The 26,693-nt window shown below is 74.1% G+C and carries 18 protein-coding genes; 7 read left to right on the top strand and 11 right to left on the bottom strand.

Annotated features, from left to right (window positions below):
• Positions 1–7: 7 nt before the first annotated feature.
• Together NQZ70_RS03340 and NQZ70_RS03345 are read right to left on the bottom strand one after the other, a co-directional pair.
• Positions 8–2,104, bottom strand: a complete 2,097-nt coding sequence (locus NQZ70_RS03340) for a VWA domain-containing protein (protein WP_129572923.1) — start codon at positions 2,102–2,104, stop codon at positions 8–10.
• Positions 2,101–3,045, bottom strand: a complete 945-nt coding sequence (locus tag NQZ70_RS03345) for a DUF58 domain-containing protein (protein WP_129572924.1) — start codon at positions 3,043–3,045, stop codon at positions 2,101–2,103. Before NQZ70_RS03345 ends, NQZ70_RS03340 begins: the two co-directional genes overlap by 4 nt.
• Before the next feature lie 274 nt (positions 3,046–3,319).
• Between NQZ70_RS03345 and ftsH the strand changes: the two genes are divergently transcribed.
• Positions 3,320–5,179: an ATP-dependent zinc metalloprotease FtsH gene (gene ftsH / locus NQZ70_RS03350; protein WP_129572925.1), complete on the top strand. Its 1,860-nt coding sequence runs from the start codon at positions 3,320–3,322 to the stop codon at positions 5,177–5,179.
• A 32-nt stretch (positions 5,180–5,211) separates the two neighbouring features.
• Here the strand turns inward: ftsH and NQZ70_RS03355 are convergent, their stop codons facing one another.
• The 3 genes from NQZ70_RS03355 to NQZ70_RS03365 all read right to left on the bottom strand — a co-directional run bounded on the left by NQZ70_RS03355 (position 5,212) and on the right by NQZ70_RS03365 (position 8,923).
• Complete coding sequence (locus NQZ70_RS03355; protein WP_129572926.1) at positions 5,212–6,636, bottom strand: choice-of-anchor D domain-containing protein; 1,425 nt, start codon at positions 6,634–6,636, stop codon at positions 5,212–5,214.
• Positions 6,637–6,698: 62 nt separating this feature from the next.
• Positions 6,699–7,946, bottom strand: coding sequence for a serine/threonine-protein kinase (locus tag NQZ70_RS03360; RefSeq protein ID WP_129572927.1), 1,248 nt, complete (start codon positions 7,944–7,946; stop codon positions 6,699–6,701).
• Positions 7,943–8,923 (bottom strand): LysM domain-containing protein, encoded by a 981-nt coding sequence (locus tag NQZ70_RS03365; RefSeq protein ID WP_129572928.1) that lies wholly within the window; start codon positions 8,921–8,923, stop codon positions 7,943–7,945. Before NQZ70_RS03365 ends, NQZ70_RS03360 begins: the two co-directional genes overlap by 4 nt.
• Positions 8,924–9,039: 116 nt before the next feature.
• Here NQZ70_RS03365 and NQZ70_RS03370 point away from each other — a divergent pair, with 116 nt between their 5' ends.
• Positions 9,040–10,038: an OmpA family protein gene (locus NQZ70_RS03370; protein ID WP_237244983.1), complete on the top strand. Its 999-nt coding sequence runs from the start codon at positions 9,040–9,042 to the stop codon at positions 10,036–10,038.
• Between the two features lie 114 nt (positions 10,039–10,152).
• Here NQZ70_RS03370 and NQZ70_RS03375 read toward each other — a convergent pair whose 3' ends face one another.
• From NQZ70_RS03375 to NQZ70_RS03385, 3 genes are all read right to left on the bottom strand, one after another.
• The gene (locus NQZ70_RS03375) at positions 10,153–11,037 is read right to left on the bottom strand and encodes a hypothetical protein (RefSeq protein ID WP_129572929.1); all 885 of its coding nucleotides are present in this window, start codon (positions 11,035–11,037) and stop codon (positions 10,153–10,155) included.
• Positions 11,038–11,185: 148 nt separating this feature from the next.
• Positions 11,186–12,688: a glycosyltransferase family 39 protein gene (locus NQZ70_RS03380; protein WP_129572930.1), complete on the bottom strand. Its 1,503-nt coding sequence runs from the start codon at positions 12,686–12,688 to the stop codon at positions 11,186–11,188.
• Positions 12,681–14,339, bottom strand: a complete 1,659-nt coding sequence (locus tag NQZ70_RS03385) for a helix-turn-helix domain-containing protein (protein ID WP_129572931.1) — start codon at positions 14,337–14,339, stop codon at positions 12,681–12,683. Before NQZ70_RS03385 ends, NQZ70_RS03380 begins: the two co-directional genes overlap by 8 nt.
• Before the next feature lie 203 nt (positions 14,340–14,542).
• Here NQZ70_RS03385 and NQZ70_RS03390 point away from each other — a divergent pair, with 203 nt between their 5' ends.
• Complete coding sequence (locus tag NQZ70_RS03390; RefSeq protein ID WP_129572932.1) at positions 14,543–15,766, top strand: DUF1015 domain-containing protein; 1,224 nt, start codon at positions 14,543–14,545, stop codon at positions 15,764–15,766.
• 32 nt (positions 15,767–15,798) lie between these two features.
• Complete coding sequence (locus tag NQZ70_RS03395) at positions 15,799–16,236, top strand: rhodanese-like domain-containing protein (RefSeq protein ID WP_129572933.1); 438 nt, start codon at positions 15,799–15,801, stop codon at positions 16,234–16,236.
• A gap of 66 nt (positions 16,237–16,302) precedes the next feature.
• Here the strand turns inward: NQZ70_RS03395 and NQZ70_RS03400 are convergent, their stop codons facing one another.
• Positions 16,303–16,878, bottom strand: coding sequence for a hypothetical protein (locus NQZ70_RS03400; protein WP_129572934.1), 576 nt, complete (start codon positions 16,876–16,878; stop codon positions 16,303–16,305).
• A gap of 122 nt (positions 16,879–17,000) precedes the next feature.
• Here NQZ70_RS03400 and NQZ70_RS03405 point away from each other — a divergent pair, with 122 nt between their 5' ends.
• The 3 genes from NQZ70_RS03405 to NQZ70_RS03415 all read left to right on the top strand — a co-directional run bounded on the left by NQZ70_RS03405 (position 17,001) and on the right by NQZ70_RS03415 (position 20,497).
• Positions 17,001–17,780: a glycosyltransferase gene (locus NQZ70_RS03405; RefSeq protein WP_237244984.1), complete on the top strand. Its 780-nt coding sequence runs from the start codon at positions 17,001–17,003 to the stop codon at positions 17,778–17,780.
• Between the two features lie 216 nt (positions 17,781–17,996).
• Entirely contained in the window at positions 17,997–20,132 is a 2,136-nt protein-coding gene (locus NQZ70_RS03410) for an ATP-binding protein (protein ID WP_129572935.1), read from the top strand.
• On the top strand, positions 20,129–20,497 hold the full coding sequence (locus tag NQZ70_RS03415; protein ID WP_044985472.1) for a response regulator: 369 nt from the start codon (positions 20,129–20,131) through the stop codon (positions 20,495–20,497). The genes NQZ70_RS03410 and NQZ70_RS03415 overlap by 4 nt, the downstream gene beginning before the upstream one ends.
• Here the strand turns inward: NQZ70_RS03415 and NQZ70_RS03420 are convergent.
• The gene (locus tag NQZ70_RS03420) at positions 20,485–21,498 is read right to left on the bottom strand and encodes a squalene/phytoene synthase family protein (RefSeq protein WP_129572936.1); all 1,014 of its coding nucleotides are present in this window, start codon (positions 21,496–21,498) and stop codon (positions 20,485–20,487) included. The two genes, NQZ70_RS03415 and NQZ70_RS03420, sit on opposite strands and share 13 nt — an antisense overlap.
• 822 nt (positions 21,499–22,320) lie before the next feature.
• Positions 22,321–26,211: a serine/threonine-protein kinase PknK gene (locus NQZ70_RS03425; protein ID WP_237244986.1), complete on the bottom strand. Its 3,891-nt coding sequence runs from the start codon at positions 26,209–26,211 to the stop codon at positions 22,321–22,323.
• Between the last annotated feature and the right edge of the window lie 482 nt (positions 26,212–26,693).

The following is a 26,693-nucleotide window of genomic DNA, read 5'->3' on the forward strand; positions in this document are numbered from 1 at the left end:
GCCGGCCTCAGCCCGCCCGGAGCTCCGCCGCCTCCCGCCGCCCGCCGAGGGCGCGCAGCAGGAGCTCGGCCGCGAGCAGCGCGAGCAGCAGCAGCGCGACATACGGCGATCCGTCGATCGAGGCCGACATGCCGCCCAGCTCGGCCGCGCGGGCGCTGTCGGCGACGCGCCGGGGGCGGAGATCGATCTCGCGCTCCGGGACCGAGACGACGCGCGTCGAGCGCTCGCCGTCGAGGGTGAGCTCGTAGAGCCCGGCGAGCGGGGGCGAGACGCGCAGCCGCCGCTCGACCTCCACGACGGGGAGCGCCTCGCGCCCCGCGGGCCCCTGGCCGCGGTCGACCTGCACGCGCTCGACCTTGACGTCGTGGTAGCCGTCGAACGTCCACGTCTCGCCCGCGGCGAGCCGCCGCGCGCCGCCGCGGGCGCGCGCGGCGCCGACGAACCCGTCGAGCAGCGAGAGGAACGCCGGCCGCAGCGCGACGTCGCTCTCCTCCGTGCTGAGCGGCAGCGTCATGAACAGCACGACGCCGCGCCCGAGCGGGCGGCGCACGAGGAACGGGGCGCCGTCCGACCACCGGGCGAGCACCTCGGCGCCCTCCGAGGCCTCGGCGCCCAGCGTGGCCCGGCCGCGCGGGGCGACGTCGGCGAGGCCGGCCGCGGACGGGCCGAGCCAGCCCGCCGTGGCCGGATCCACCCCGCGCGCCGGGGACGCCGACCAGCGGACCACGCCGGGCACCAGCGGCTCGAACCCGGCGCCGAGCGGCGCCGCGGCGGCGCGCTGGCCGAGCGTGAGGAGCGCGACGCCGCCGCGCTCGACCCACGCGGCGAGCGAGCGGCGCACCTCGGGCGTGAAGCCGGGCGCGTCGTCGACGATGAGCCCCGCGTGCGCGGCCAGCTCGTCCGCGTGCTCGGGGACCGAGGGCAGCGGCCTGATCTGCGCGTCGAGATCGAGCGCCGAGAGCGCCTGCTCCAGCGGCGGCGGGCCGCCCGTCTCGACGTGCGTGGCCGCGGGGTCGACCACGACCGCGATCGAGAGCGGGCCGCCGGCAGAGATGATCGGCGCGCGGTCGTCCTCGGCGATCGCGTCGCCGCCGGTGAGCGCGGCGATCAAGAGCTCCGGCGTCCCGGGGGGCAGGTCGATCGTGAGCTCCTCGGCGCGCAGCGCCGGATCGAGCGCGACCTTGCCGATCACCGCGTCGCCGGCGCGCACCTCCAGGGACCGCCCCGCGGCGGCGGACGCGCCCGCGGCGGTGGAGGCGGCCGGCGCCGCCGCGCCGCCGTCGCGCTCCGCGGTGGGCAGGTCGGGCCCGGGCGCGGCGGCCTGCGGAGCGGTGCAGACGACGCGGACGCGCGCCTTCTGGCTGGATCGATCCGCGCGCACGATCCCGCAGTCCTGCCCCGCCGCCTCCAGCTCCTCGAGCGGCACCCACGTGGCGATGTCGGGGGTGCCCGAGATGGGCGGGGCGCCGGGCGCGCCGTCCGCGAGATCGCTGAGGAGCACGATGCGCTTGTCGCTCTGGGGCAGCCCCCGGAGCAGATCGCGCGCGAGATCGAGGGCGCCGTCGAGGTCGGTGGCGCGGTCCGACGGCGTCACCGCGGCGAGCGCGTCGGTGACGGCGGCGAGGTTGGTCGTCGATGCGAGGGCGACGCGGGCCGGGGCGCCCGCGAGGACGAGCGCCGCGGCGTCGCCGGGCGCGAGCCCGCCGGCGAGCTCGCGCGCGGCCGTGAGCGCGCGCTCGAACCGCGAGGGGCCGGCGCGCTCCGCGCCGCCGCCGCCCGGGCGCGCGCGCATGCTGAGCGAGTCGTCGACGACGATGGCGAGCGCGACCGACGCGCCGGCCCTGCGGCTGAGCGACAGGTGCGTGCAGCGCAGGAGCGGCGTGGCGCCGAGCACAGCGAGCGCGAGCACCGACACGGCCCGGGTGGCGAAGAGGGCGCGGTCCTCGAGGAGGCTCCGGCGCCGCGCCGTCGGCGGCGTGGGCGGGACCAGGCGCGCGGGCGGGAACGGCCGCTCCTCGGCGCGGCGGCGGCGCAGGAGGTGCGCGGCGATCGGCGCGCCGACGAGGAGCGCGACGAGCAGCGCGCCGAGCGTGACGAAGCTCATCGCCGCACCTCGGCGATCGCCTGCACCAGGGCGCGGACGACGTCGGTCGGGGGATCGGCGCTGGTCGCGCGGAGCAGGCGGCCGCCGCGCGACGCGAGCGCGCGCGCCCAGACGTCGGCGAGGGCGTCGAGGCGCGCCTTGTACTGCGCGCGGACCGCGCCCGCGTCGGCCTCCACGACGGCGCCGCCCTCGAGCGCGCGGAGGCGCACGTTGCCCTCGAAGTCGAGCTCCGCCTCGCTCGGGTCGAGGACCTGGAGGGCGATCAGCGTGCGGCCGCCGGTGCTGAGCGGCGTGAACGCGGAGAGGGCGCGCTCCGTGCCGGATTCATGAGCGAGATCGAGCAGATCCGAGATGAGCAGGACGACGGCGCCGCGGCGGGCCTTCTTCGCGACGGGCGCGAGCGCGCGCTCGATGGCGCCCGCGTCGCCGCTCCAGTCCTGGGCGGCGGAGGTGGCCTCGATGGCGCCCACGATCCGCTCGAACGCCTCGCGCCCGGCCATGGCGGGCAGGCCGTGGGTGCCGGCGCCGCCGAGCCACGCGAGGCCCACCGGGTCGCCGGTGGCGAGCGCGACGCGGGCCATGGCCGCGGCGATGAGCGCCGCGTAGGCGAGCTTGGCGCCGGGCGCGCGCCGGCCGCGGTAGGACATCGAGGCGGTCGCGTCGACGCACAGCCAGAGGGCGCGGTCGGTCTCGGTCTCGAACTCGCGCACCATGAGGCGATCGTGGCGGAGCAGGGCGCGGCGATCGAAGAAGCGGAGATCGTCGCCGGGCACGTAGGGCCGTTGCCCGCCGAACTCGACGCCGGCGCCCTTGCGGATGCTCCGGTGCATGCCGGCGTAGACGCCCTCGGCGACGGCGCGCGACTTGAGGCGGAGCGGGGCGAGCCCGCCCCAGTCGATGGGGAACGCGGCGAGCGAGGCGCGGTCGGAAGCGAGCGGCACAAGGGCGCTTCTTAGCCTGGATCCCCGGGGCAATCACCCGGCGGCAACCGTGGGTGGCCGAGCGGTGGCCGAGCGGTGGCGAGCGGCAGCCGAGCGGTGACCAGGCGGTAGAAGCGCGGCGGAGGCGTGGAGCCGGGGGGCGGACGCGCCGTGAAGCGCGGCCAGGCGGCTCCCGGCGGGGCTCCCCTCCCGCGCCGCTTTACCGTGTGATTTCCGGTTCTTCCGGGCCCCGGGGCTTGCCGAGGTGACGCCCGCCACACATCAGCTCCATGGAATGGCTGACGAGAAAAGGCCGGTGTCGCGCACGTGGCTCGGGTACCTGCTGATCGCCGTCGCGATCCTGGTCTTTTCCGGGATCGTCAAGCCGCCGGGGCCCCCGTTCGTGCCCTACGACGAGGCGGTCGCCGCGGTGCGGCGCGGGGAGGTCGGTTCGGCGGTCGTGAAGCCCGACGAGATCGAGCTCGTCCGCCACGCCGGCGCGCAGCGGACCGAGGAGCACGTCCGCGTGACGCGGCTGCCCGGCGTCGAGGACGAGCCGCTCGTGCGGGCGCTGCTCGAGCAGCACGTCCGCATCGAGGCGAAGAGCGCCCGGTCCTCGGCGTGGGCGCAGGCGGCGATCTGGCTCCTGCCGCTCCTGTTCATCAACGCGGCGTTCTTCATGATGCTGCGCCGGGCGGGGCAGGGGGCCGGCGGGCCGCTCGGGTTCCTGCGCAGCAAGGCGAAGATCTACGACCGGTCCAAGCAGGATCCGGTGCGCTTCTCCGACGTCGCGGGGGTCGACGAGGCCAAGGACGAGCTCGTCGAGGTGGTCGATTTCCTGAAGGAGCCGTCGCGGTACCGGTCGCTCGGCGGGCGGATCCCGCGGGGCCTCTTGCTCGTCGGGCCGCCCGGCACCGGCAAGACGCTGCTCGCGCGCGCCGTGGCGGGCGAGGCGAACGTGCCGTTCTTCTCGCTGAACGCGAGCGAGTTCGTCGAGATGTTCGTCGGGCTCGGGGCCGCGCGCGTGCGCGAGCTCTTCGACGAGGCGCGCAAGAGCGCGCCCAGCATCGTGTTCATCGACGAGATCGACGCCGTGGGCAGGACCCGGGGCGGCCTCAGCGCCCTGTCGACCCACGACGAGCGCGAGCAGACGCTCCACCAGCTCCTCGCCGAGCTGGACGGCTTCGACGCGCGCACCACCGTGATCCTGATGGCCGCCACGAACCGGCCCGAGGTGCTCGATCCGGCCCTCTTGCGCCCCGGGCGCTTCGACCGCCAGGTCATCGTGGATCGCCCCGATTTGCAGGGGCGCGAGGCGATCCTCGCCGTGCACGCGCGGCGGGTGCCGCTCGCGAAGGGCGTCGACCTCGGGCTCGTGGCGCGCCGCACGCCGGGCATGGTCGGGGCCGACCTCGCCAAGATCGTCAACGAGGCGGCGCTCGCCGGGGCGCGGCGCGGCGCGAGCGAGATCAGCCAGGCCGACTTCGACGAGGCGCTCGACCGGTCGCAGCTCGGCCTCCGGCGCCGCGGGCAGATCATGACCGCGGAGGAGCGGCGGCGCGTGGCCTACCACGAGGCCGGGCACGCGCTCGTCGCGCTCGCGCTGCCGGCCGCCGATCCGGTGGAGCGGGTGTCGATCGTGGCGCGCACGATCGGCGCGCTCGGCGTCACGATCCAGGTGCCGCGCGGCGAGCGCCAGCTGGTCACCGAGCAGGAGCTCGAGTCGCGCGTCACGGTGATGCTCGGCGGCAGGGCGGCGGAGGAGATCGCGCTGGGCCAGGTCTCGAGCGGCGCGCACGACGATCTCGGGCGGGCCACGGCGCTCGTCCGCGAGATGGTGACCCGCCTCGGGATGAGCCGGCGCCTCGGGTTGCCCGCGCTCTCGCGCAACGTCGGCGCGCCCTTGCTCGGCGTGATCCAGGAGGAGCGCACGTGCAGCGAGGAGACCGCGCGCGAGGTCGACGAGGAGGTGAGGGAGCGGCTCGGCGAGATGTACCTGAAGGCCAAGCAGCTGCTCGTCGATCGCCGCGAGGGCCTCGAGGCCGCCGCGGAGGCGCTCGTGCTCAAGGAGACCCTGCGCGGCGAGGAGCTGGAGCAGATCGCGGCCGTGTCGACGCGCCGGAAGATCTCCGTGGGGTCGCCGAGCGCGGCCTGAGGCGCGCGCCGCGCGGCGCCGGGATCCGGGGCTCAGGCCGCGCGGCGCCGTCGCCTGAGGCCGCCCGCGAGCGCGGCGAGCGACAGCCCGGCGGCCGCCCACGCCCGGTCGCCCGCGCCCCCGGCGGCGCGGCAGCCGCAGCCGCCGTCCTCTTCCGCGAGCGCCCCGCCGTCCGGCCCGTCGTCCGGCGGCGCGACGCCGATCCCGCGCACCGTGATCTCCTGCACGGGATCGCTCGGGTCGTTCGACGTGACGCGGACGGTCGCCGCGAACGCGCCGCCGGCCTTCGGCGCGAAGCGGATCGCGAAGTCGACCGCCGCCTCGGGGTCGATCTCGAGCGCCTCGTCGGCGAGCTCGAAGCTCTCCGGATCGTCCGTCGTCACCGCGACGTCGAGCAACGCCTCCCCTGCGTTCGACAGCTGGACGATCTCCACGTTGGCCCGCCCGACCTCGACCGGGCCGAAGTCGATCTCCCGCTTGTCCAGCGCGAGATCCGGGAGCGGCACATGGACGCGCTCGCTCTCGAAGATCCACGCCCGCTCGGTGAGGGGGAAGCCGAGCGGGATGTCGGCGATCGGGATCGACCACTCGCGGCCGAGCAGGCTGACGCTGAACGCGGGGATGAGGTGGAGCGTGCCCTCGTAGCGCACCGAGCCCTCGGGACGCACGTTGAGCTCGACCGACGGGCCGCCCAGGTACTCCGTGAACGAGGCGCTGCGCTCCTTCGTGATGTCGCCCCCGCTCACCGTCGCCTGATCGAGCGTCTCGACGGCCACGCGGTGGGTCACGTAGCGAGCGTCGACATCCATGGCGACGTCTAGCTCGAACCTCCCCTCGATCCCGGGGATCGAGCCGCCGATGAGGTCGCCGAGGGAGACGGACGCGAGCCGCTGCGGCGCGGTCGAGCTGGCCATCGCGATGCCCGGCTCCCAGCCCCAGGCGTCGAACGGCTCGCTCTCGTGCACCTGGAAATCGATCTGGGGCACATAAGGGATATCGCCCGTCCACTCGAAGTCTTGGCCGAGGACGGAGATGCCGATGCGCCCCTCTGCGCTGACGTCGAGCCCGTAATCGCAGCTGAACGTGCCTCCGCCCTGGTCGCCGGGGGCCGCGAGCGCGAGCGCCTCTGGCCACGACGCTTCGAGCGCCCCGCTCAACGAGAGCTGCGTGTTCGCGTAGACCGCGGCCCGGAGGTTCACTTGCAACGGTGAGCCCGGAGGGACCCAGCCCGTATCGAAGTCGAGCTCGAGCGGGATTCCCTCCCTGCGCTGGAAGGTGAGCGCGCCCCGCTGGCAATAGAACGGGTCGTCGGCGCACGGCGCAGCGAGCGAGTCGTAGGCCGACGCGGCCGCGGGGGCGAGGAGGGTGAGGGCGGCGGCGGCGCAGGGGAGCGCGCGCCGGGGCCGGGCGGAGCGGGAGGCCTCGAGATCAGCGTCGCCGGACAGCAGAGAACGCATGTTAGCGATTACCACGATCCGCGCGCTCCTCGCCATAGCCGCATTCCAGGGGTGCGGCGTCGTTAACGTGCCCCGAACAGCGTGCCGACCACGATACCAGCGGCCGCGCAGAGGATGGCCACCACGGTCCAGAGGAGCCGCTCGCGCGAGGCGCGCTCCGGCGTCGCCGCGGCCGCTGCGCCGCGGCCGAGCGCGTCGCCGCGCGCCGCGGCTCGGCCCGCGGGCAGCGCCCCGATCCCCTGGCTCTCCCGGGGCGGAACCGCGGGAGCGACGTCCGCGGTGGAAACGTCGTTCTGGGGCGTCGCGGCGTGGTCCAGGCCGGTGCGCTCGAGCCCGAGCTCGGTGATCGAGGTGGCGTCCGCGAGGCCCGTGGGGGTGTGGCCCACGACGCGCCGCTCGCGGCAGGCGCGCAGGGCGTCGGCGAAGGCCCGGGCGCTCGGGTGCCGCTCGGCGGGGTCCTTGGCGAGGGCCCTCAGGATGACGGCCTCCAGGCCGGCCGAGATGAGCCCGTCGCGCTTGCCGGAGCGCGGCGAGAGCGGCTGCTCGGTGATCTGCGCCGTCATGACGGCGATGGGCGTCCGTTTGCTGAACGGCACCGCGCCGACCACCATCTCGTAGAGGATGCAGCCGAGCGCGTAGATGTCGCAGCGCGGATCGACGTCCTCGCCGCGCACCTGCTCCGGCGCCATGTACTCCGGCGTCCCGAAGATCATGCCCTGCTCGGTGAGCCCGGTCGTCATCTGCTCGCCGTGCACGACCTTCGCGAGCCCGAAGTCGACCACGCGGACGCGGCCCGCGAGCGGCGACGGCGCGCCTCCAGGTTGCCCGCCCGGCGGCGGCGCGCCCGGGCGCTCGATGAGCACGTTGGCCGGCTTGAGGTCGCGATGGACCACGCCCGCCGCGTGCGCGGTCTCCAGCGCGGCGCAGATCTGGAGGGCGATCTCGATCGCCCGGTCGACCTCGATCGGCGCGTGCTCCCGCAGGAGCTCCTCCAGCGAGCTGCCGTCGATGTGCTCCAGCGCGATCGTGAGCAGCCCGCCCTCCTCGACGAAGTCGAGCATCCGGACGACGTGCGGGCCCTCGAGGCGCTTCAGGATGGCGGCTTCCCGGTGGTAGCGCCGGAAGATCTGCGGCGCGCCGGAGAGGTGCCGGTGGATCACCTTGAGCGCGACGCGCCGGCCGTCCTCGTCGCGGGCGGCGCGGTAGACGACGCCGGAGGTGCCCTCGCCGACGACCGACTCCACGGTGTACCGCGACGCGACGCGGTGCCCGGGGGCCAGGCGATCGGGCGCCGGCGGCGGCGAGGTCACCGCGCACCACCCGCGTCCGCGGGCTCCGTCGGCGCGGGGTCCGGCGGAGGCAGCCGGAGGTGCTGCTCGGTGAACGAGGTGCAGGCGCGCACGATCTTCGGGCTGAGCTCGATGGGGTCGAGCCGCGCGGTCGGATCGTGCTCGCGCCACGCGGCGCAGGCGGTCTCGGCGAGCCCGGTCGCGTCGAGCGCGACGTAGGCCTCGAGCAGGTGCCGGTGCAGCGTGGCGATCTGCATCCGGGCGAGATCGCCGTAGCCGAGCAGCCGGCTCGCCCGCGCCACCGCGTCGATGTAGCGGCCGCTCCGCACGTCGCTCGCGAGCTGCGGCAGCTCGGCGTCGACCCGCCGCTGCGCCTCGCGCGCGCGGCCCGCCCCCTCGGAGCGCACGAGCGCGCCGGCGCTCGCGGCCTCGGCCTTGCCCTCGGCCGTGAGCGGCAGATCCGTGAGCGGCACGAGGATCACCATGCCGCGGCGCAGCGTGTCCTTCTTGAAATGGTTGTACTTGTGGAGCATCCACGCGTTGTCGCGCTTGCCGAGGAAGCGATAGGCGATGGTGAGCAGCGTGTCGTGCTGTCCGACGACGTACCGGAGGTTGTACGGCACGATGATCTCCTGCCCGTCGGTCGGCTCGATCCAGGGCATCGTGTCGTTCGAGAGGGCGAGGACGTCGCTCCGGTCGGCGGCGCCGAGCAGGCGCTCCGCGAGGATCGCCCAGGTCTCGCCGGCGGTGACGCGGTGGTGGCCGAGCGCGGGCACCTCCAGCCGCAGGCCGGGCATGATCGGCACGCCGGCGCCCGCGTCGAGCGCGTTCGCGGCGACGAGCACCTGCTCCATCTGCACGCGCCCGTAGGTGCGCTCCGCGATCTGCGCGAGGGTCTCTCCCTCGCGGACGACGTGCGGGAACGCCGCCGCGGCGCTGGCTGCCAGCGTCGTCGCGGCCAGGGCGCCCGCGAAAACCCAAGTTCGCCGAGAGCTCACGCCGACGAGGGTACCAGGGGATCGCCCGGCGTGGGGCGGCTCGTTCGGCGGCGGCCGCGGGACGTTCGCCGCGATTTCGTCGCGCCGGCGGTTTCGTGCCAGAGTGCGCGCGACGCATGAACACCACGACGACGGCCGGTAAGATCCCGGCGTGGATGTCGCGGCGCTGGCCCGCCGCGGCGAGGCTCCTCACGGCCGCCCTGCTCGGGCTGGCGACGCCGGGCTGCCTCGTCCGGCAGGACCTGTACGACCAGGCGCGCGCGGAGATCCAGAGAGAGCGCGAGGCGGGAGAGCGGGCGCGCGCCGAGGCCCAGCTCGCCCGCGCCGAGGCGGCGCAGCGGTCGGCGCAGGCCGCCGCGATCGAGGCGGAGCTGTTGCGGCTCGCGGACGATCTCCGGGCGCGCGATCTCCAGCTGTCCGACGTGACGACGACCGAGGCCGGGCTCGCGCGGCGGCTGGACGAGCTCGCCGCGATGAACGAGGAGCTGTCGGCGCGGCTCCGGAGCGCGGGGCAGAGCGTGGGCCAGCTCGCGAACGAGCGCGGCAGCCTGTCGGCGGAGCTCGCCGAGGCGCGGGCCAAGGTCGACGAGCTGCGCCGCCACCAGGCGGCGGCCGAGGCGCGCGCGGCGCGGATGCGCGACGTCGCGAGCCGGCTCCAGGCGACGGTGGACGGGGGGAAGATCCGCGTCGGGATCCGCGGCGGGCTGCCGCTGCTCGAGATCTCGAGCGACGCGCTGTTCGACGGCGCGAGGACCGAGGTCAAGCCGGCCGGGCGGAAGCTCCTGGCCGACGTGGCCGGGGCGCTCCGGACGATCGCGGATCAACGCTTCCAGGTCGTCGGGCACACGGACGACCGGAAGGCGAGGGGCGCGAACCGCGCGTCGAGCTGGGACGTCTCGACGGCGCGCGCGGCGGCGGTCGTCGAGGTGCTCATCGAGGGCGGGGTGTCGCCGGAGCGCCTGTCCGCGGCCGGGGCCGGGGAGTTCGCCCCGGTGGCGCCGAACGCTTCGGAGGAAGGGCGGGCGAAGAACCGGCGCATCGAGATCGTCCTGCAGGCCGAGCCGGAGGGGGCGGGGAAGGCGCCCGGCGAGGCGGGGGCGGCGGCGGCGCCCTGAGGGGCGCGGGATCGGCCCCTGCGCTCTCCGGCCGGCGTCCCGGCGCGCACCGCGGCGAGGCCGTGCGCGTCGTAGGAGCCGGCGGTGGGGTGGGGGGCCGGTGCCTGGCCGTCCTCAGCTCGGGTCGTCGAGCACCTCGGCGAGCGCGGCCGCGGTGGCGGCCTTCTCGAGCCAGCGCTCGAGGCGTTCCGGGTCCTTCAGGGCGACGATGCGCTCGCGTGCCGCCTCGGGCACCGCGATGCCGCGAGCCCGGAGCACGCTCAGCAGGGCGCGCACCGCTTCTTCCACGCGCCCCTCGATGCGCCCCTCGTCACGGCCCTGGGCGACGTATTTCTTCGCGAAAGCGCTCTGGTACTCGTAGCCCTTCATCATCGCCTCCAGCGCGAGGCGGGCCGCCTCGTTCAGGGAATTGTACAGGAGATCGTAGTAGAGCCGGGCGCGTTCGTCATCGAGCCCCTGGATCGCAGGCAGCACGGCGCCGGCGATCGTTGCGCCTTGCTCCGTCTCGCCGTGGGCCATTGCGGAGAGCACCCCCAGCTCCGGTCGACGGACCGCTTCCGCCGGGTCCGTCACGACCGGAACGCTGCTGCGACGGAGCACGGGCGGGCGCAGGACGAAGCCTGGCACGCCGATCTCGATCGGCTGCGCGCACCAGTCCGCGACGAGGGGGTCGGGCGCGACGACGAGCAGGCCCGCCTGACAGCGGTGCTGATCGCGCGAGACCGTCAGATAGGCGGGCCAGCTAAACGGCTTGTTGTCGTCCTTCCTGAGCTGGACCTCGACGATGATGACCCGCACCGGCTTGTCCCCATCGAGGAGCACGACGACGACATCGGCCCGGTACTCGGCGGGCGTGGTCTCGGTCAGATCGATGGAGGCGACTCGGGCCTCGCTATAGGTCGGGAGCGCGACGCCGAGGACCTCGACGAGGATCTCGGCGGCGAGGGAAGGTCGGTTTCTGAAGAGATCCACGAGGACCTCGTGGCGCATGGAGACCATGGCGAGGCGCCTTCGCATAGGCCCGGACAGAGGGCCAACCACCCGGCGTGCGACGATGACGCCGGGGGCGCCCGGCGATGCGTCCGTGCGATTCCAGAACGAGCGTGCGGCGAAGTCCGTATTCAACGCATCGGGCTTGCTGCGAGCCTCAACCCATCGTGCGGTCTGCCGCCTCCTGCCCTGCTTCGCGCGTCGCCTCCCCGCGCCGCAGCGCGCACGCCGCCAGGATGCACAGCGCCGGGGTCACCACCATGTGATACCGATCCTCGCCGAAGAACACCGCGTGCGTCAGCGCCACCGAGGCGACCGCGAACGCGAGGTAGCCGACGACGCCCCCGTTCGCGGGCCGGCCCGGCAGCGGCAGCGCCGCGAGGAGCGGGATCGCCACCGCGAGCGGCCAGAACGCGTGCTCGTCCCCGAGCACCCCCCACGCGACGAGCCCGAGCACCGCCGCGAGCGCCAGCAGCTGCGCGACGAGCGCCCGCCACGGCCTCGGCCGCGGCAGCGCCACCACCCCGAGCCCCGCGACGGAGAGCAAGGCGAGGTGCGACGTCGTGAGCACCCGGCGCCACGCCGCGCGCCGCCCCTCGGGCCACGCCGCCGGGTTCGCCTCGCCCAGGTACCCGACCGGGAACGACTCGTGATCGAACGTGAAGCTCAGCTTCTTCGGGATCAGGCCCAGCCAGCGGGATGGATCGTTCTTGATCCACCGCAGCCCCTCGGCCATCCAGCAGCGGTCCTGGGCCACCTGTCCGCGCGCGATCGGGCAGCCGTCGCCGGCGCGCAGCGTCTCGAAGCGGCCCGTCGCGCGCGGGAACGCGCCGATGGCGAGGTTCCAGCCGCCGTTCGTGGAGACGAGCGCGCAGCCGTCCATCACGCGGCAGTTCCGGATCGTCCACGGCGCCACCACGGCGAGGGCCGTCGCGGTCGCGAGCGCCGCCGCGAGCGCGCCGCGCCGCCACGCGGCCCGCGCCCATCCGGTCGCCCCGCCCGGGCCGCCGCGCGCGAGCAGCGCGAACGCCGGCGCGCAGAGCAGGCTCTGGGGCCGCACCAGCGTCGCCAGCCCGAGCGCCGCGCCCGCGAGGATCGCGCCGCGGACCGGCCGTCCGCGGGCCGCGTCGCGCGCGAGCAGCCACGGCGCCGTCACCAGGCCGAGCGCCGCGAGCGGCTCGGTCATCACGAGCGCCGCGTAGAGGACGAGCCCCGGCGAGAGCGCTGCGAGGAGCGCCGCCGCGCGGGCGCGCGCCGGCGTGGTCGCGTACCGGGCGAGGCGATGGACCACGACGACGAGCAGCGCGCCGGTCACCGCGTTCGCGACGGTCGCCACGTGCGGCCCGGCGCCGAACAGCCTGTAAATGAGGCCCAGGAAGCCGCTGTAACCGACCGGGTAGTGGCACCACGGGTGCCACACCGCCTGGCCGCCGACGATGAGATCGTCCGAGTAGCCGAGGCCAGCGGCGATCCGGCGCGCGCCGAAGTCGTAGTAATGGCCGTCCCACACCGGCTCGCGCGCCCACGCGATCGCCACGTAGAGCCGCGGCAAAAGCGCGAGCACGAACGCGAGCGCCGAGAAGGCGAGATCCCCGCCGGCGCCCGGCGCCTCCCCGCCCACGCGCGCGGCCTCGACGCCGGCGCGCGCCGCCTCAGCCATGCTGCCTGGGGCGTGTTCCGGCGGAGATCTCGCGCAGTCGGCGCATGTAGGTCTTCGCCACCTGGGCCGGATCGAGCCGCAGGAACTTCGCGATTTCCTGAACGAATCCCTGGACATAGACGGGCGCCGGCAGGTCGCCCATCGCCTCGTTCTCGATCGCCTGGAGGTGCGCGAGCGAGATCTTCGTCCGTTGCGAGATGTCGGTGAGCTCGACCCCCTGCGACTCGCGCACCTTGCGCAAGAGCGCGCCGCTGAACTGCGTCTCGGCGTTGATCTCGCGCGCGAGCTCGGCCTGGAGCATGGCGAGCTCGGCCGCGGCGGCGGCGTTCTCGGCGCGCGCCGGGCCGAGCGGCATGCGCGGGTCGTCCGGGTAGGTCGAGAGGTCGTAGGCGCGGCGGCGCACCGGATCGAGCAGCGTGTCGTGCGCCTCCTCGATGCGCGCCTGCTCCTTCTGGAGCACCGCGGGGCTCAGCACGCTGACGACCGGCAGGCTCCCCTCGCGGTAGATGTCGCGCTGCCGCTTGTAGGCGCGCCGGATCTCGTCGTCGGCGGCCGTCCGGGCCAGGCCGAGCGCCTCGTACAGGGTGGCCGGCGCGGCGCTCTTCGAGGCGGCGGCCAAGGCGCGCGCGTGCGCCTCGGCCGGGCGCGAGTCGCGCGCGGCGAGCAGCGCGAGGATGCGCCGGGCCACGCGCTCGAGGTTGCGCGCGCTCTTCGAGGTCGGGCTGTCGATGAGGAGCGGCTGGCGGCGCCGCGCGGTCAGCCACACCGCGTCGTCGTGCTCGATGTGCCCGAGGTAATCGAGGGAGATGCCGAGGAAGCGCTCCGAGACGGCGCTCATCGCCGGGCCGAGCTCCAGGTCCGAGCGGTGCCGCGTCTGGCTGACGACGAGGTGCGGCTTCACCCGCGGCAGCTGCGCGGCGGCGAGCGACGCGACCCCCTCGTCGAACCGCTTCACCTCCATGATGAAGTCGCGCGGCGTCGCGAGCGCCGGGAGCGACGAGGCCACCTTCTCGACGAGCCGGATCTTGAAGCGCTCCTTCATGAGCGCGCGGCGCAGGGTGCGCTGGTAGAGCGCGCGGCAGAAGCGGTAGGAGTGCTCGACCGCGAGCGGCTCGGGCGTGGTGACGCAGATGCCGACGTCGGCGTGCAGGAAGAGGTCGAGCGTCGAGGAGCCGGTCGCCGCGCCGAGGCTGACGATGACGTAGTCGACGTCGAGCTCCTGGATCATCTTCATCCAGTAGGCGGCGCGGCTCGGCCGGAGGGGCGTGGCCGTCATCGGATCGTACGCGGTCGGGACGAGCCGGAGCCCGGGCACCGTGGTCGCGATCGGCTCGGCCTTGCCCTCCTCGATGTCCTCGCGCGTGACGAGCGGCGGCGCCTCGATCCCGAGCGCCGCGTGCAACCCCGGGCTGTAGGCGTCGGTGTCGATGATGATCACGTCGCGCCCGAGCTGCGCGAAGTACACGCCCAGGTTGACCGCGAGCGTCGCCTTCCCGACGCCCCCGCGGCCGCCCCCGACGGCGATCACCCGGCGGGATCGCGAGCTGGAGAACGAGGGGACCTCACCCGGCAGGGCGAGGTCGTCGTCCGACGAGCCGGGCGGGAGGGTCGAGAAGCGCGACGGAGGGTAGGACTCACCGGAGCTGGACAAGGTTCCTCTTCGTGCGGCGTGCGGGGGCGATGTCGGTGGCTGCGGCTGCTCGCGGAGCGCGCGTGTCCCTCCTAGCACGCGCCGCGCGCCGCCATCAGCGCCGACGTCGCCGGTTTCGGCGCGGGCGCGCGCGGTCTGCTCGCCCTGCTCGGCGCAGCCGGAGCCGTCTCGACGCGCCCCGGCCGTTGGGCTAGTCGCTCGCCGTGGCCACCGTCCGACCCTTCCGCGCTTACCGACCTCCCCAGGCGCACGCGGCCCGCGTCGCCAGCCCGCCGTACGACGTCATCTCCACCGCCGAGGCGCGCGCGCTCGCGGCCGGGGGCCTGCACAGCTTCCTCCGCGTCTCCCGGCCCGAGATCGACCTGCCCGAAGGGACGGACGAGCACGACGACGCCGTCTACGCCCGTGGCGCGCAGAACCTCGCCGACCTCATCGCCAGCGGCGACCTCGCGCAGGACCCGGAGCCGCACCTCTACCTCTACGCCCAGAAGATGGGCGATCACCGGCAGATCGGCGTCGTCGGCTGCGCCTCGGTCGCGGAGTACGAGCAGGACGTCATCAAGAAGCACGAGAAGACGCGCCCCGACAAGGAGGACGACCGCACCCGCCACATCGAGGAGCTCGGCGCCCACGACGAGCCGGTGTTCCTCACGTACCGCGCCGACGCGGGCATCGACCGCGCCGTCGCGGCGGCCACGCAGTCGCCGCCCATCTACGATTTCACGACCGCCGACGGGGTCGAGCACAAGCTCTGGGTCCTCGGCCGCGCGGCGACCGCCGACCTCGAGGAGCGCTTCCAGGCGATCCCGACGCTCTACGTCGCCGACGGCCACCACCGCAGCGCCGCGGCGGCGCGCGTCCACAGGAAGCTGCGCGGCGACGGCGGCGAGCACGACGTCTTCCTCGCCGTGGTCTTCCCGCACGACCAGATGAACATCATGCCGTACAACCGCGTCGTGCGAGACCTCGCCGGCCGCAGCGCGGAGGCGATCCTCGCCGTCCTCGGCGAGCGGCTCGACGTCGCGCCGGCTCAGGACGGCGCGGCCGCGGCCCCGGCCGGCCCGCGGGCCTTCGGGCTCTACCTGGGCGGCCGCTGGTTCACCGCGAAGGCCCGCCCGGGGTCGTTCGACGCGAACGACCCGGTGGCCTCGCTCGATTGCTCCATCTGCCAGGATCAGATCCTCGGCCCGATCTTCGACGTCAGCGACCCCCGCCGGGACAAGCACGTCGATTTCGTCGGCGGCATCCGCGGCATCGCCGAGCTCGAGCGGCGCGTCGACTCGGGCGCGTTCACGATGGCGATCCGCCTCTATCCGACGCAGATCGGCGAGCTGTTCGCGGTCAGCGACGCGGGGCTGCTCATGCCGCCGAAGAGCACGTGGTTCGAGCCGAAACTCCGCAGCGGGCTCTTCATCCATACGTTCTGACGACAGCGCCGCGCCAGAGGTAGACTGCGCCCATGGCGGACATCAAGCGCGTATCACCCGAACAGGCAAAGAGGCTCATCGACGAGGAGGGGTATCTCTACCTCGATGTCCGGAGCGAGCCGGAATATGCGGCCGGGCACCCGAGCGGCGCGCACAACGTGCCGCTCATGCACGCCGCCGCCGGCGGCATGAAGCCCAACCCGGACTTCCTCGATGTGGTCTGCTCCCTCTATCCCAAGGACGCGAAGATCATCGTGGGCTGCCGGTCCGGACAGCGCTCGATGCGCGCGGCCGAGGCCATGGTGTCGGCCGGCTACACGGCCGTCATCGATCAGCGCGCCGGCTTCGAGGGGCCGCGCGACGCGTTCGGCGCGCTCACCGAGAAGGGGTGGGGGCCCGCCGGGCTGCCGGCCGAGACGACCACGCCCGGCGCGTCGTACGCCGAGCTCCGGCAGAAGGCAGGCAGGTGACGGCCCCACCGGGCCCCCGCAGGCGATGACGACCGCGCGCGCGGCGCTCACGGCCGCGCGCGGTCGTCATCGCCGCAACCCGTCGTAATCCAGCGCCGCGCGCTCCACGACGTCCCAGTCGCGGGCGGCCCGCTCCGCCTCGGCGACCAGCTCCGCGGTGAACATCGACAGCCCCCAGAGGCCGCCCTCGCGCCGCCGGAACGGGTAGCGCGTCCCCCGCGCGGTCTCCACGACCGCGCGATCGCCGTCGACCTCGACCCGCGCGACGCCCGACAGATCCCGGCGGAGGCGGGCGATCCAGCCGAGCCGCGCCGCCATCTCGACCCAGACGTCCGCGCCGTCGGGCGCCTCGGCGTGCGCCCTGTACAGCGCGAGCAGCTTCGAGCGCTCCGGCTCCGGGTAGCTTTCCTGAATCCGGTCGCTCGTCTTCTGTCGATGGTCGCGGATGTCGTGGCAGGCGCGCTGCGCCTCATCGTCGAGGGCCGTGAAGGTGGGCCGGACGTCGCCGCGGCCGAGCGCGCTCGCGAGGCGGAGATACGCCCTCTCGGGGGTCGTGTCGCCGGGATGGCGCATGACGGTGAAGCCCGTGAGCCCACACGCGGCGGCGGTGATCCCCAGGGCGATGGCGGTGCGGCGGTGCATGGCAGGGAGAGGCGTGGAGCGGAGCGCGCTCCCTCTACCACGCCCGGGCGCGCAGGGGCTCGCGGCGCGCGACGTGGCGCCGAGCGCGTTGCCGAGGGCCGCGCCTTCCGCTAGGAACCCGCGTGCTCCACGGTGCGCGCGTCGCAGTGGTCATCCCCGCGCGGGACGAGGCCGGGTGGATCGCCGAGGCGGTGGGGGCCGTCCCCGCCTTCGTCGACCACGTGATCGTCGTGGACGATGCCAGTCGAGACGGCACTGCCGAGCTCGCACGCGGGGCCGGGGACGAGCGCCTCGAGGTCGTCGTGCACGCCGAGTGCCGCGGCGTCGGCGCGTCGATCGTCTCCGGCTACCGGCGCGCTCGCGCCCTCGGGGCCGCCGCGGTCGCCGTCATGGCCGGCGACGGGCAGATGGACCCGCGCGACCTCCCCCGCGTCGTCGCCCCGATCCTCTCGGGAGAGGCCGATTATGTGAAGGGCGATCGGCTGCGGCACCCCGACGTCTTCCGCGTCATGCCCCTCCCGCGGCTCGCGGCCACGGCGGCGCTCGCCGCGCTCACCCGCCGCGCGGCGAGGCTCGACGCCCTCTCCGACAGCCAGTGCGGGTACACCGCGATCTCGTCCCGCGCGATCGACGCGCTCGACCTCGACGGCCTCTGGCCCCGCTACGGCTACCCGAACGACCTGCTCGCCGCGCTCGCGGTGCGCCGCCTCCGCGTCCGCGAGGTCAGCGTGCGCCCCGTCTACCGCGGCGAGGCGAGCGGCTTGCGCGCGCGCCACGTGATCACCATCCTTTTCTTGATCGCCAGGAGCGCCATAAGGCACCGCCTGAGCTCATCAGGGAAACCGAAAGATCGCCCAGGCCAGGACGGAACGCGTGAGTCGGAGTCGAGCGAATCGACATGAGCCGTCGCTCAAATAGGTCGACAATCCGCGCATCGGTTCCATAGCAAAGCGGCCTGGCGACCTGACTCATCGGCTTGGCGCGGCGGACCCCACAGGCGCGGACCCCGCAGCCATGCTTCAACATGGGGGGTGACGGACGTGGCGATCAGCCGAGCCGCCTGGTCTAGAATCTGGAATCCGGGGAGGGCCCGGACTCCATCCTTCACCCCCCGGGTCGTGGCCTATGCGTTCGGCATCGAGCTGCCGTATAGCCTGCTCGTCCCGGTCGCTCACCTGCGGCTCCTCGGCGTCGTGGACTCGTCGGTCCAGGCGCGCATGCTCGGGCTGATCGGGCTCATGTATGTCGTGAAGACGGCGGGCCTCGTCGCGCTGCTCGTCCACATGCTCCGTCCGATCGAGCACCTCCGGCGGTACGCCGTGGCCCACCCGCTCCGGAGCGGCGCGGGCGTCGAGGAGCTGGGCGGCGCGGCGCCCCCGGAGGAGCTCATCCTCGCCGCGGCGAACGCCGCCTACGACACGCCGCTTTCGTTCGCGACGGTCTGGGCCGTCTCCTGGGCGCTCCTGTACCTGCCCGTCACCGTTGCGTTCTACTACATCGCGCCGGACCAGAGCCCGCTCGACGTCCAGCGCGGCGTCGCGGTGGCCCTGTTCGCGCTGGCGCTCTTCGCGGCCGCGCTGCCGCTCGCCTACAGCATCCTCGGCCGCCTGCTCTCGCCCGCCGCCGGCGTCATCTCGCTCATCGCCCGCGAGCGCGGCCTGTCCGTGCCCGGCAAGGGCTACTCGCTCGCCGTCCGCCTCGTGATCCTCGGCGCCTGCCTCGCCATCGCGCCGACGAGCTGGATGGCGGCGATGGTGCTCGGCGAGACGGCGGGGCCCGCCAAGCCCGGCCTGAAGCTCACGCTGGCCATCTTCTCGATGGTCGCGGTCACCTGGGCGCCCGTCTGCGCCGGCTTCCTCGCGGGCGCCCTGGCGGGCCCGTTCCAGCAGGTCGCCGCGGTCATCCAGAAGATCGTCCAGCGCGGCGAGGTCGACCGGCTGGAGCGGATCCCGGTCTACTTCAAGGACGAGATCGGCGCCCTGGCGGGCGGCGTCAACGCCATGGTCGATCGCCTGGAGGAGTCGTCCCGGCGCATGCGCAGCTACCTGGCCGAGCGCGAGCGCCTCTTGCAGGACGCGGCGCAGCGCGCGGCGCAGCTCGGCGCCGTGCTGGACAACCTCGTCGAGGGGGTGTTCGCGTGCGACCGCCAGGGCCGGCTGACGATGATCAACGCCTCGGGGCTCAGGCTGCTCGGCCTGTCGGGCCGCTCCGAGCAGGCCGGCCGGATCGTCGAGGAGGTGATGGACCTCAGCCGGATGCGCCACACCGACGGCCGCGCCTTCACGCGCGACGAGCTGCCCATGGTGCGGGCGCTCGCCGGCGAGACCATCGTGCAGGAGGAGCAGGTGCTCGCGAACGGCCGCGCGGGCCGGGACGTCTTCCTGCGCACCAGCGCGGCGCCGATCCGCAGCGAGGGCGGGGCGATCCTCGGCGCGGTCACGGTCGCCCGCGACGTGACGGAGCTCATGGAGCTCGATCTCGTCAAGGACCAGTTCATCCGGGTCGGCGCGCACGAGCTCAAGACGCCGGTCGCGATCATGAAGGGCTACGCGCTCGCGCTCCTGCGCAACACGAGCGACCTGCCGGCGCCCCGCCGCAAGATGCTCGAGGCCATCGACCGCGGCGCGGACAGGATCAACCGCATCGTCGACGATCTCCTGGCGATCTCGCAGGTCACGCTCGACGTGCTCCAGGTCTCGGAGGAGGACGTCGATCTGAAGGAGCTCCTGGAGGAGACGGTCGACCGCGTGGCCAAGTCGGCGAGCCGCCACCGCGTGCGGCTCTCGCTCGGCGCCGAGCGGCCGCCCGTCGTGCGCGCCGATCCGGAGCGGCTGCGCCAGGTGCTCGCGAGCCTGCTCGACAACGCGGTGAAGTACTCGCCGGACGGCGGCGACATCGACGTCAGCGTCGCCGTGGCCGAGCGCGCGCCGGTGTCCTCGCCGCCCCGCTGCGACGCCGCGCTCTTCTCGCAGCGCCACGGCTCGACCCCCGGCTTCGAGGCGGTCGTGTCGGTGCGCGACCGGGGCGTCGGCATCCCGGCGCACAAGCAGGAGCGGATCTTCGAGCGCTTCTTCCGTGCCCACACCGACACCCGACACGACTACGGCGGGATGGGCATCGGGCTGTTCCTTGCGAAGGACATGATCACCCGTCACGGTGGTCGCATCTGGTTCGAGAGCGAGGAGGATAAGGGCAGCACGTTCTATTTCACCGTCCCACTCAGCAGCGAGGCCACCGCGGTGGACCGACGATGAGCGAAAGACATGCAAAGACGGTGCTCTTGGTGGAGGACGACGCGGACCTCGTGGCGCTCGTCTCCCTCGTGCTCCAGGAGGACGGCTACCGGGTCAAGATCGCGTGCAACGGCCGCGAGGCGCTGGCCAAGCTGGAGCACGATCTCCCGGATCTCATCCTGCTCGACATGAAGATGCCGGTGATGAACGGCCCGGAGTTCGCGCGCGAGCTCGAGGTGCGTCACGGGCGGCAGGCGCCCATCATCGTGCTCACCGCCGCGGCCGACGCGCACCGGCGGGCGGCCGAGGTCGGCGCGGACGCGTGGCTGGGCAAGCCGTTCGACCCGGACGCGCTGCTCTCGACGGTGAGGCGTTACGCGGGGTGAGCGCGGGGGAGCTGCCGCCGCTCGGCGAGGTCGCGCCGCACCTCGGCCCAGTACCGCGCGGGGAACCGGCGGTGATCGAAGCCGGTCGCGCGGAACACCCGCGCGATGCGGGCATAACGGCGCAGGCTCCACTCCCTCATGATCTCGAGCGAGGGGTGGAGGCCGCGCGCGTCGATGAACGGCGCTGCCCGCGCGTAGAGCGAAGGCATGACCTCCTCGAGCCAGGACCGCATCAGGCGCTGGTATCCGGGCAGCTCGACGCACCGTCCGGAGATCACCTGAGCGCGCGTGACGCCGTGGCGCGTGAGCTCCTCCTCGGGCAGGTAGCAGAGGCCGCGATCGGCGTCTTCCTGCATGTCCCTCAGGTTGTTGAAGAACTGGTCGAGCCGGCCGAACTCCCCGGCTGCGTCCCAGTGCTCCTTCGTCAGGAACGGAACCAGCTGGAAGATATGCCCTGACAGCCGCGCCAGCATGGTGTCGTGCTCCTTCATCGTGCGGATGAGGAGCCCGGGAGCATGGTAGTCGGCGAGGGCGCGCAGGTAGGCGTCCCAGGCGGCGAGCGCGCGCGCCTGCATGTCGTCCTGGTCGGCGGGGGGGTCGTGTCCTGGGCCGATCGCGTCCCGGAGCCACAGCGCGCGGATGGCCGAGAGCTCGCTCGCGAAGGGGCAGCTCGGATCGACGAAGCCGCGTGAACGGAGCAGCCTCCAGGCCTCCATGAACCGGCTGAAGCGCCGCTCGTGGGGCTCGATGCGCTCGTTCTCGGCGAGGCGATCGACGATGCGGATCCAGCGGATGCGGTCGAGCCACGCCTGCTTCACGTCCGGATCGAGGCCGAGCACCCAGGCGGCGTTGTCCTCGTCCTTCAAGGCGTCGTCGGACAGCGCGCGATAGTGCGATGAGCCGACGACCGCGGAGATGGTCTGGTAGGCAGTCCGCTCCGACGCCGGCGCCGCGGCGGGCAGGCAAGGCAGTCGGGGGGAGATGGGTTGAATAGGTTTCACGACGTCGAGTGCCGAACGTTGATGGTGACTGTTTCCGGTGTCGCCCCGGGCTCGCGCGCGAGCGTCGGTGATTATGGGCATGGCCCAATCTGGCTACTTGGGATCACCTGTGTTGATGATGCTGGTGGCCCTCAGCCTTGTAGAACTTTCCGCTCCTCCGCCGGATGCGGGGTGACGCGTGCTCGCCTTCCTTTATGAGACCTTATAGTCTCCCAGTCGACGCGGAAATTCGTCGTCCAGGGCACGGGCTCCGCAGATAATGCATGGATTCCCTGTGCGTTTTGCCCATGTGTTGGGAGCGCGCCGGCAATGATCGTCGGTGTATACCCTGGGTTCATACGTTGTCCAACGGATAAGACCGGGATTGGCTCGACGTTTTCGCTTCTTGGTTCTCCGTCGCGGCGGTCTCTCAGGCGTCCAGGGCAGATGGCCTTTCCGGAGTTCCGGGTGGATGGCTGCTGTGCCTACATGACGTCCGGCGGGGCGCGCGCGGGCGTCGCGGGGCGAGGCCCCTTTTCCGTGTCGCTCAGCCCGCCACGGCGCGCGGGGCGATCGGCTCGATCCGAGGCGCGATCCGGCGCGATGCTAGACGCACTCGTGAGCTGGATGATTCAGCGTTTGTTGCCACACAGCTCGTGCTGCGGTGAACGCGGCGACTCTGTGGTTGTGGTCACGACGCCAGGCCATCATCCGTGCCTGTACGGTCATCCGCTCCAGACATAGGAAGACGACACATCCCCGTCGAGGGAGCAGGTCGCGCGGCGCGGAGATGGGCGGACGTCCGAGCGAGAAGCCATGGAGGGGGCGGCCGGGCCTCCTCGACTACCGCTCTCGCAGCCGCGCCACCCGGTCCCGCCAGTACTGCAGATCGAGCGCCGAGAAGAGCGCGACCGCGCGCGCGATCTGCCGCTCGCGCCCCGGATCCCCGCGCTCGAGGTGCCGCGCGAGCTCGAACCGCGCGCGCGCCTCGTCCACGGGCAGGCCGCGCCGCAGCGCCTCGCCGATCGCCGCGGCCCAGAGCCGCCGCGCGCGCGCGCGGCCGCCCGCGAGCCACGCGGCGAGCCCCCGCAGGCGGAGCGAGATCGAGCGCCCGAGCGGGAAGACGCGCGCGTACCGGCCGAGCGCGCGGCACGCCTCGGCCGAGAGCCGCCCGAGCTCGCGCCGCTCCGACGGGGCGCGGGCCTCCTCGAGCAGCGCGAGCAGCACCTCGCACGTCGCCGCGTAGCCGTACAGGCAGTGATAGCCGGCCGGCTGCCCGTCGCGGATCATGGGGAGCGTCCGCTCGGCGGCCGCGCGCGCGTCGTCGCGCGCGCCGCGGAGCAGGTGTCCCAGCGCGACCTGCCCGTGCGTGATCTGCTGCGTGCGGTCGCCGATCCGCTGCACCTCGGCCGACAGCGCCTCGAAGATGGCCGTCGCGCCCTCGCCGTCGCCGAGCAGCAGCCGGCACTGCGCGCGGCCGCTCTCCGCCCAGAGGTGCCCCTGCGCGTTGTCGCTCGCGCGCGCCGCGTCCGCGAGCGCCCCGTACCGGTCGAGCGCCTCCGCCCAGCGGCCCTCGGTGTGCGCCACCCCGGCGAGCAGCGCGAGGCACTCCTCCTTGCGGCGGCGGTCCTGCAGCGCCTCCGCGAGCCGCTCCGCCTCCGTCAGCAGCGCCCGCGCGTCCCGGCACCGGCCCTCGCCGAGCGCCGTCAGCCCGCGCAGGAACGACACCGACGCGACGCCCCGCGGATCGTCGAGCGCCGCGGCGGCCTCGGCCGCGCGCGCGGCGTAGGCGTCCACCACGGCCTTCCACGGGACATACCCGAACGCGACGCTCAGGGTCGCGTAGCCGCGCGCGAGCGCGAGCGACGGACCGAGCCGCGCCGCGGCGTTCGTCGCCGCCAGCGCGGCCAAAAAGGCGAGCGTCGGCTCGTTGCGGAACAGGTACGTCTCCGACAGCTTCTCCGCCGCGAGCGACGCCTCCGTGAAGCGCTCGCGCTCGGCCGCGTCGCTCGCGACCGGGATCGGCAGGCCCGCGACGTGCGCGAGCTGCAGGCCGAGCTGCTTCATCGAGGCCGCCGCGGCGCGGAGCCGCTCCCCGATCGGCGCGCCGCCGCGCTCCCCACGCGGCGCGCCGCGCAGCCACCCCGCGCCGCCCCGCGAGAGCAGCTCCAGCGCCGCCGCGCAGTGCCGCTCCGCGCCGATCAGGTCGCCCACGTTGTAGTGGGCCTGGCCGAGCCGCCGCTCCCAGCGCGCGCGCCGCAGCGGCGACGCGCGCTCCTCCGGCGGGAGCGCGCCGTCCAGATCGAGCGCCCTCCGGTAGAAATCGACGGCGTCGCCAGACGCGCCGGTCGCGAGCGCCTGGGCGCCCGCCTTGTCGAGGTACTCGAGCGTCTTCTGGACGACGCCCGCGGTCGCGTAGTGGTGGGCGAGGAGCGGGTACGACAGCGCGAGGTCCGGCGCGTCCCGGTGCCGCTGCTCGATCGCGCGCGCCGCCGCGCCGTGCAGGGCCCGCCGCCCCGGCTCGGGGATGCCGGCGTAGACGACCTCGCGCAGCTTGTCGTGCACGAAGCGGAGCTGCCCCGGCTCGGTCTCCTCGAGCACGTGGCGGCCGGCGAGCTCCGCGAGCGCGTCCATCGCCTCGACCTCGGCGAGGCCGGCGGCGCCGAGGAGCAGGCGCTCCTCGAGCTCGCGGCCGAGCACCGAGGCGAGCCGCGCGAGCGCGAGCGCCCCCGGGCTCAGGCCCGACAGCCGGCGCGCGACGAGCTCGCGCAGCGACCCCGGCAGCGGCAGCGACGGGGGCGGCTGGCTCGCGCGCGCCGCGCGGGCGAGCGCCTGCGCCGCGGCGCCCTCGGCGCTCGCGCGGATGCGCCACACGTAGGCCTCGTCCCGGTAGATCATCCGCTCCTGGATCGCGGCCCGGAGGTACTCGGCGATGAAGAACGGGTTCCCCTCCGACTGCTCGAAGAGGTAGCGCACGAGCGCCTCGGGCGGCTCGTCCAGCGCGAGCATGTCGCGCACCATCCGCCCGACCGAGGCGCGATCGAGCCGCCCGAGCTCGATCCGCGACGCCCAGGGCGCGCCGAGCAGCGGGGCGAGCGCGGGCGCCGCCTCCTCGGTCCGGTAGGCGCCGAGCAGGACCACGGGGTGGGCCGCGAAGTAGGCGTCGTCGAGGTGCTCGAGGACGTCGCGCGAGCTCTCGTCGGCCCACTGGAGGTCGTCGAGCACGAGCAGGACGGGCCTCGTCGCCGCGAACGCGGCGAGCGTGTCGGCGAGCGCGGTCCGCAGCCGGAAGCGGGCCGCGTCCGGCGAGAGCTCCGGCGGCTCCGGGGTGCGCTCGTGGCCGCGGAGCTGGGCGAGCGACGGCTCGTACGGCGCGAGGACCCGGCCGCGCGGGCCGAGCAGCGCGTCGTAGCCGCCGGGCCCGAGCTCGTTGCACCGGTCGGCCACCGCGAGCAGGAGGGGGCGGAACGGGTGCAGCGGCGCGGCCCTGACCGCGCCGTCGCGCTCGCCCTCGGCGGACACGGCCGCGCACGCGCCCGTGACCACGGCCATGTGGACGAGCGCCGCCTGGTGCACCGCCTCGACCGCGAGGCGCGTCTTGCCGACGCCGCTCTCGCCGCCGACGAGGACGAGGCTGCCCTGGCGGCGCTCGTTCGCGCGCTCGATCGCCGCGTTGATCTGCACGAGCGCCTCCCCGCGCCCGGCGAGGCGCGGCCGGTACAGGTACGGCTGCGCCGGCGGCGCGGGCGCCTCGTCGCGCGGCAACGGCGCGTCGTCGGCGCCGAGCGCGGCGAGCGCGTTCGCGACGTCGTCGGCGTAGCCGAGCCGGTCCTCGGGGCGCTTCTTGAGGAGCCGCGCGATGAGGGCGTCGAGCTCGGGGGGCACGTCGGCGACGAGCTCGGAGGCCGGGAGCGGCTCGGCGTAGAGGTGCATGGACAGCACGACCGCGCTGGAGTCGCCGAGGAACGGGACCGCCCCGGTGACGGCCTCGTAGAGCATGCAGCCGAGCGCGTAGAGGTCCGCGCGCGCGTCGACGAGATCGCCGCGGATCTGCTCGGGGGACATGTAATCCGGGCTGCCCATGAGCCGGCCGCCGGCCTGGAGCTCGTCGCGCCCCTTGTGGCCCTCGAACCGGAAGGCGAGGCCGAAGTCGAAGAGCACCGGCGCCCCGTCCTCGCGGATGAACACGTTGTCCGGCTTGAGATCGCGGTGGACGACGCCTCGGCCGTGGACGTACGCGAGCGGCCGGCAGATGGCGCGGAGGAGCGCCAGCGCCTGGCGGAGCGCGCCGCCCGCCGCGCGGTGGAACGGGCGCGGCGCGAACGGCTGGTACGAGCGCGGGATGATCGAGTCGGGCGCGATCTCGGCCGTGGCGGTGCTCGTCTCCGCGTCGAGGATCGCGGACACGCTCACGGTCACCTCGCTGTTCGAGGTCCCGCGGGGGCGCCAGCGCTCCTGGTTGTGGTCCCGGAGCGTGCGCCCCTCGAGCAGCTCCATCGCGTACCACGGGATCCCGCCCTGGACGCCCTCATCGAGGATCCGGACGACGCCCGGGTGCTGGACGCCCCGGAGCGCGTGGATCTCGCGGCGGATGCTGGAGACGAGGCTCGCGTCGCCCACGCAGACGGTCTTCAGCGCCGCGAGCGCGCCGGTCCCGCTGTGTTGGGCGCGGTAGACGACCCCCATGCCGCCGCGGCCGAGCTGCGCGAGCACCCGCCACGGCCCGATGGACACGGGGAGATCCGGAGCGTGCCTGGCCTGTCCCGAGCTTGGCGTCGTGATCATCTGGGGACCGCGGCCCCCCGGGCCTGGGCTGGGATTCGCTCCAGGTGGTAGGCCAAAGGCGGTCTCCCCACATCGCCGCTGGGACTGAGTACATCCACCCGAGGGGCTGCGATGATGTCACGAGGCGGCCGATCCTACAACAAGTCTGCGTCGAGCCCCGATCATCGCACGAGCGCCGCGGTGAGGGCATCGCACCGACAGGCGACCACACGCGACGAGGGGTGAGGCGAGGCTGCGGCCCTCCGCCGGCGCCCCGGCGCGACAGCGGCGGAGGACCTCCCGGCGCGGCGCTCGGGCCAGGACGTCTCGGCGCCCTCGGGACGCTCGGATTGTCGAGAATGGTTCTCTTTTCTCGCTCGGCAGATTCCGCATCTCCGTGGTCGATGTCCCGTTTTGCGGGGCCGCCGCCCCGTCGAGCGGCTCAATCGTGC

The sequence above is a fragment of the Sorangium sp. So ce836 genome (assembly GCF_028553905.1).
In the GTDB taxonomy this organism is placed as follows: domain Bacteria; phylum Myxococcota_A; class Polyangia; order Polyangiales; family Polyangiaceae; genus Sorangium; species Sorangium cellulosum_D.

Excerpts from the sequence above, each read along its gene's own strand:
- NQZ70_RS03415 (WP_044985472.1), top strand. The coding sequence starts at position 20,129 with ATGAGCGAAAGACATGCAAAGACGGTGCTCTTGGTGGAGGACGACGCG.
- NQZ70_RS03340 (WP_129572923.1), bottom strand. The coding sequence starts at position 2,104 with ATGAGCTTCGTCACGCTCGGCGCGCTGCTCGTCGCGCTCCTCGTCGGC.
- NQZ70_RS03375 (WP_129572929.1), bottom strand. The coding sequence starts at position 11,037 with ATGGTCTCCATGCGCCACGAGGTCCTCGTGGATCTCTTCAGAAACCGA.
- NQZ70_RS03380 (WP_129572930.1), bottom strand. The coding sequence starts at position 12,688 with ATGGCTGAGGCGGCGCGCGCCGGCGTCGAGGCCGCGCGCGTGGGCGGG.
- NQZ70_RS03355 (WP_129572926.1), bottom strand. The coding sequence starts at position 6,636 with ATGCGTTCTCTGCTGTCCGGCGACGCTGATCTCGAGGCCTCCCGCTCC.
- NQZ70_RS03400 (WP_129572934.1), bottom strand. The coding sequence starts at position 16,878 with ATGCACCGCCGCACCGCCATCGCCCTGGGGATCACCGCCGCCGCGTGT.
- NQZ70_RS03370 (WP_237244983.1), top strand. The coding sequence starts at position 9,040 with ATGAACACCACGACGACGGCCGGTAAGATCCCGGCGTGGATGTCGCGG.
- NQZ70_RS03395 (WP_129572933.1), top strand. The coding sequence starts at position 15,799 with ATGGCGGACATCAAGCGCGTATCACCCGAACAGGCAAAGAGGCTCATC.
- ftsH (WP_129572925.1), top strand. The coding sequence starts at position 3,320 with ATGGCTGACGAGAAAAGGCCGGTGTCGCGCACGTGGCTCGGGTACCTG.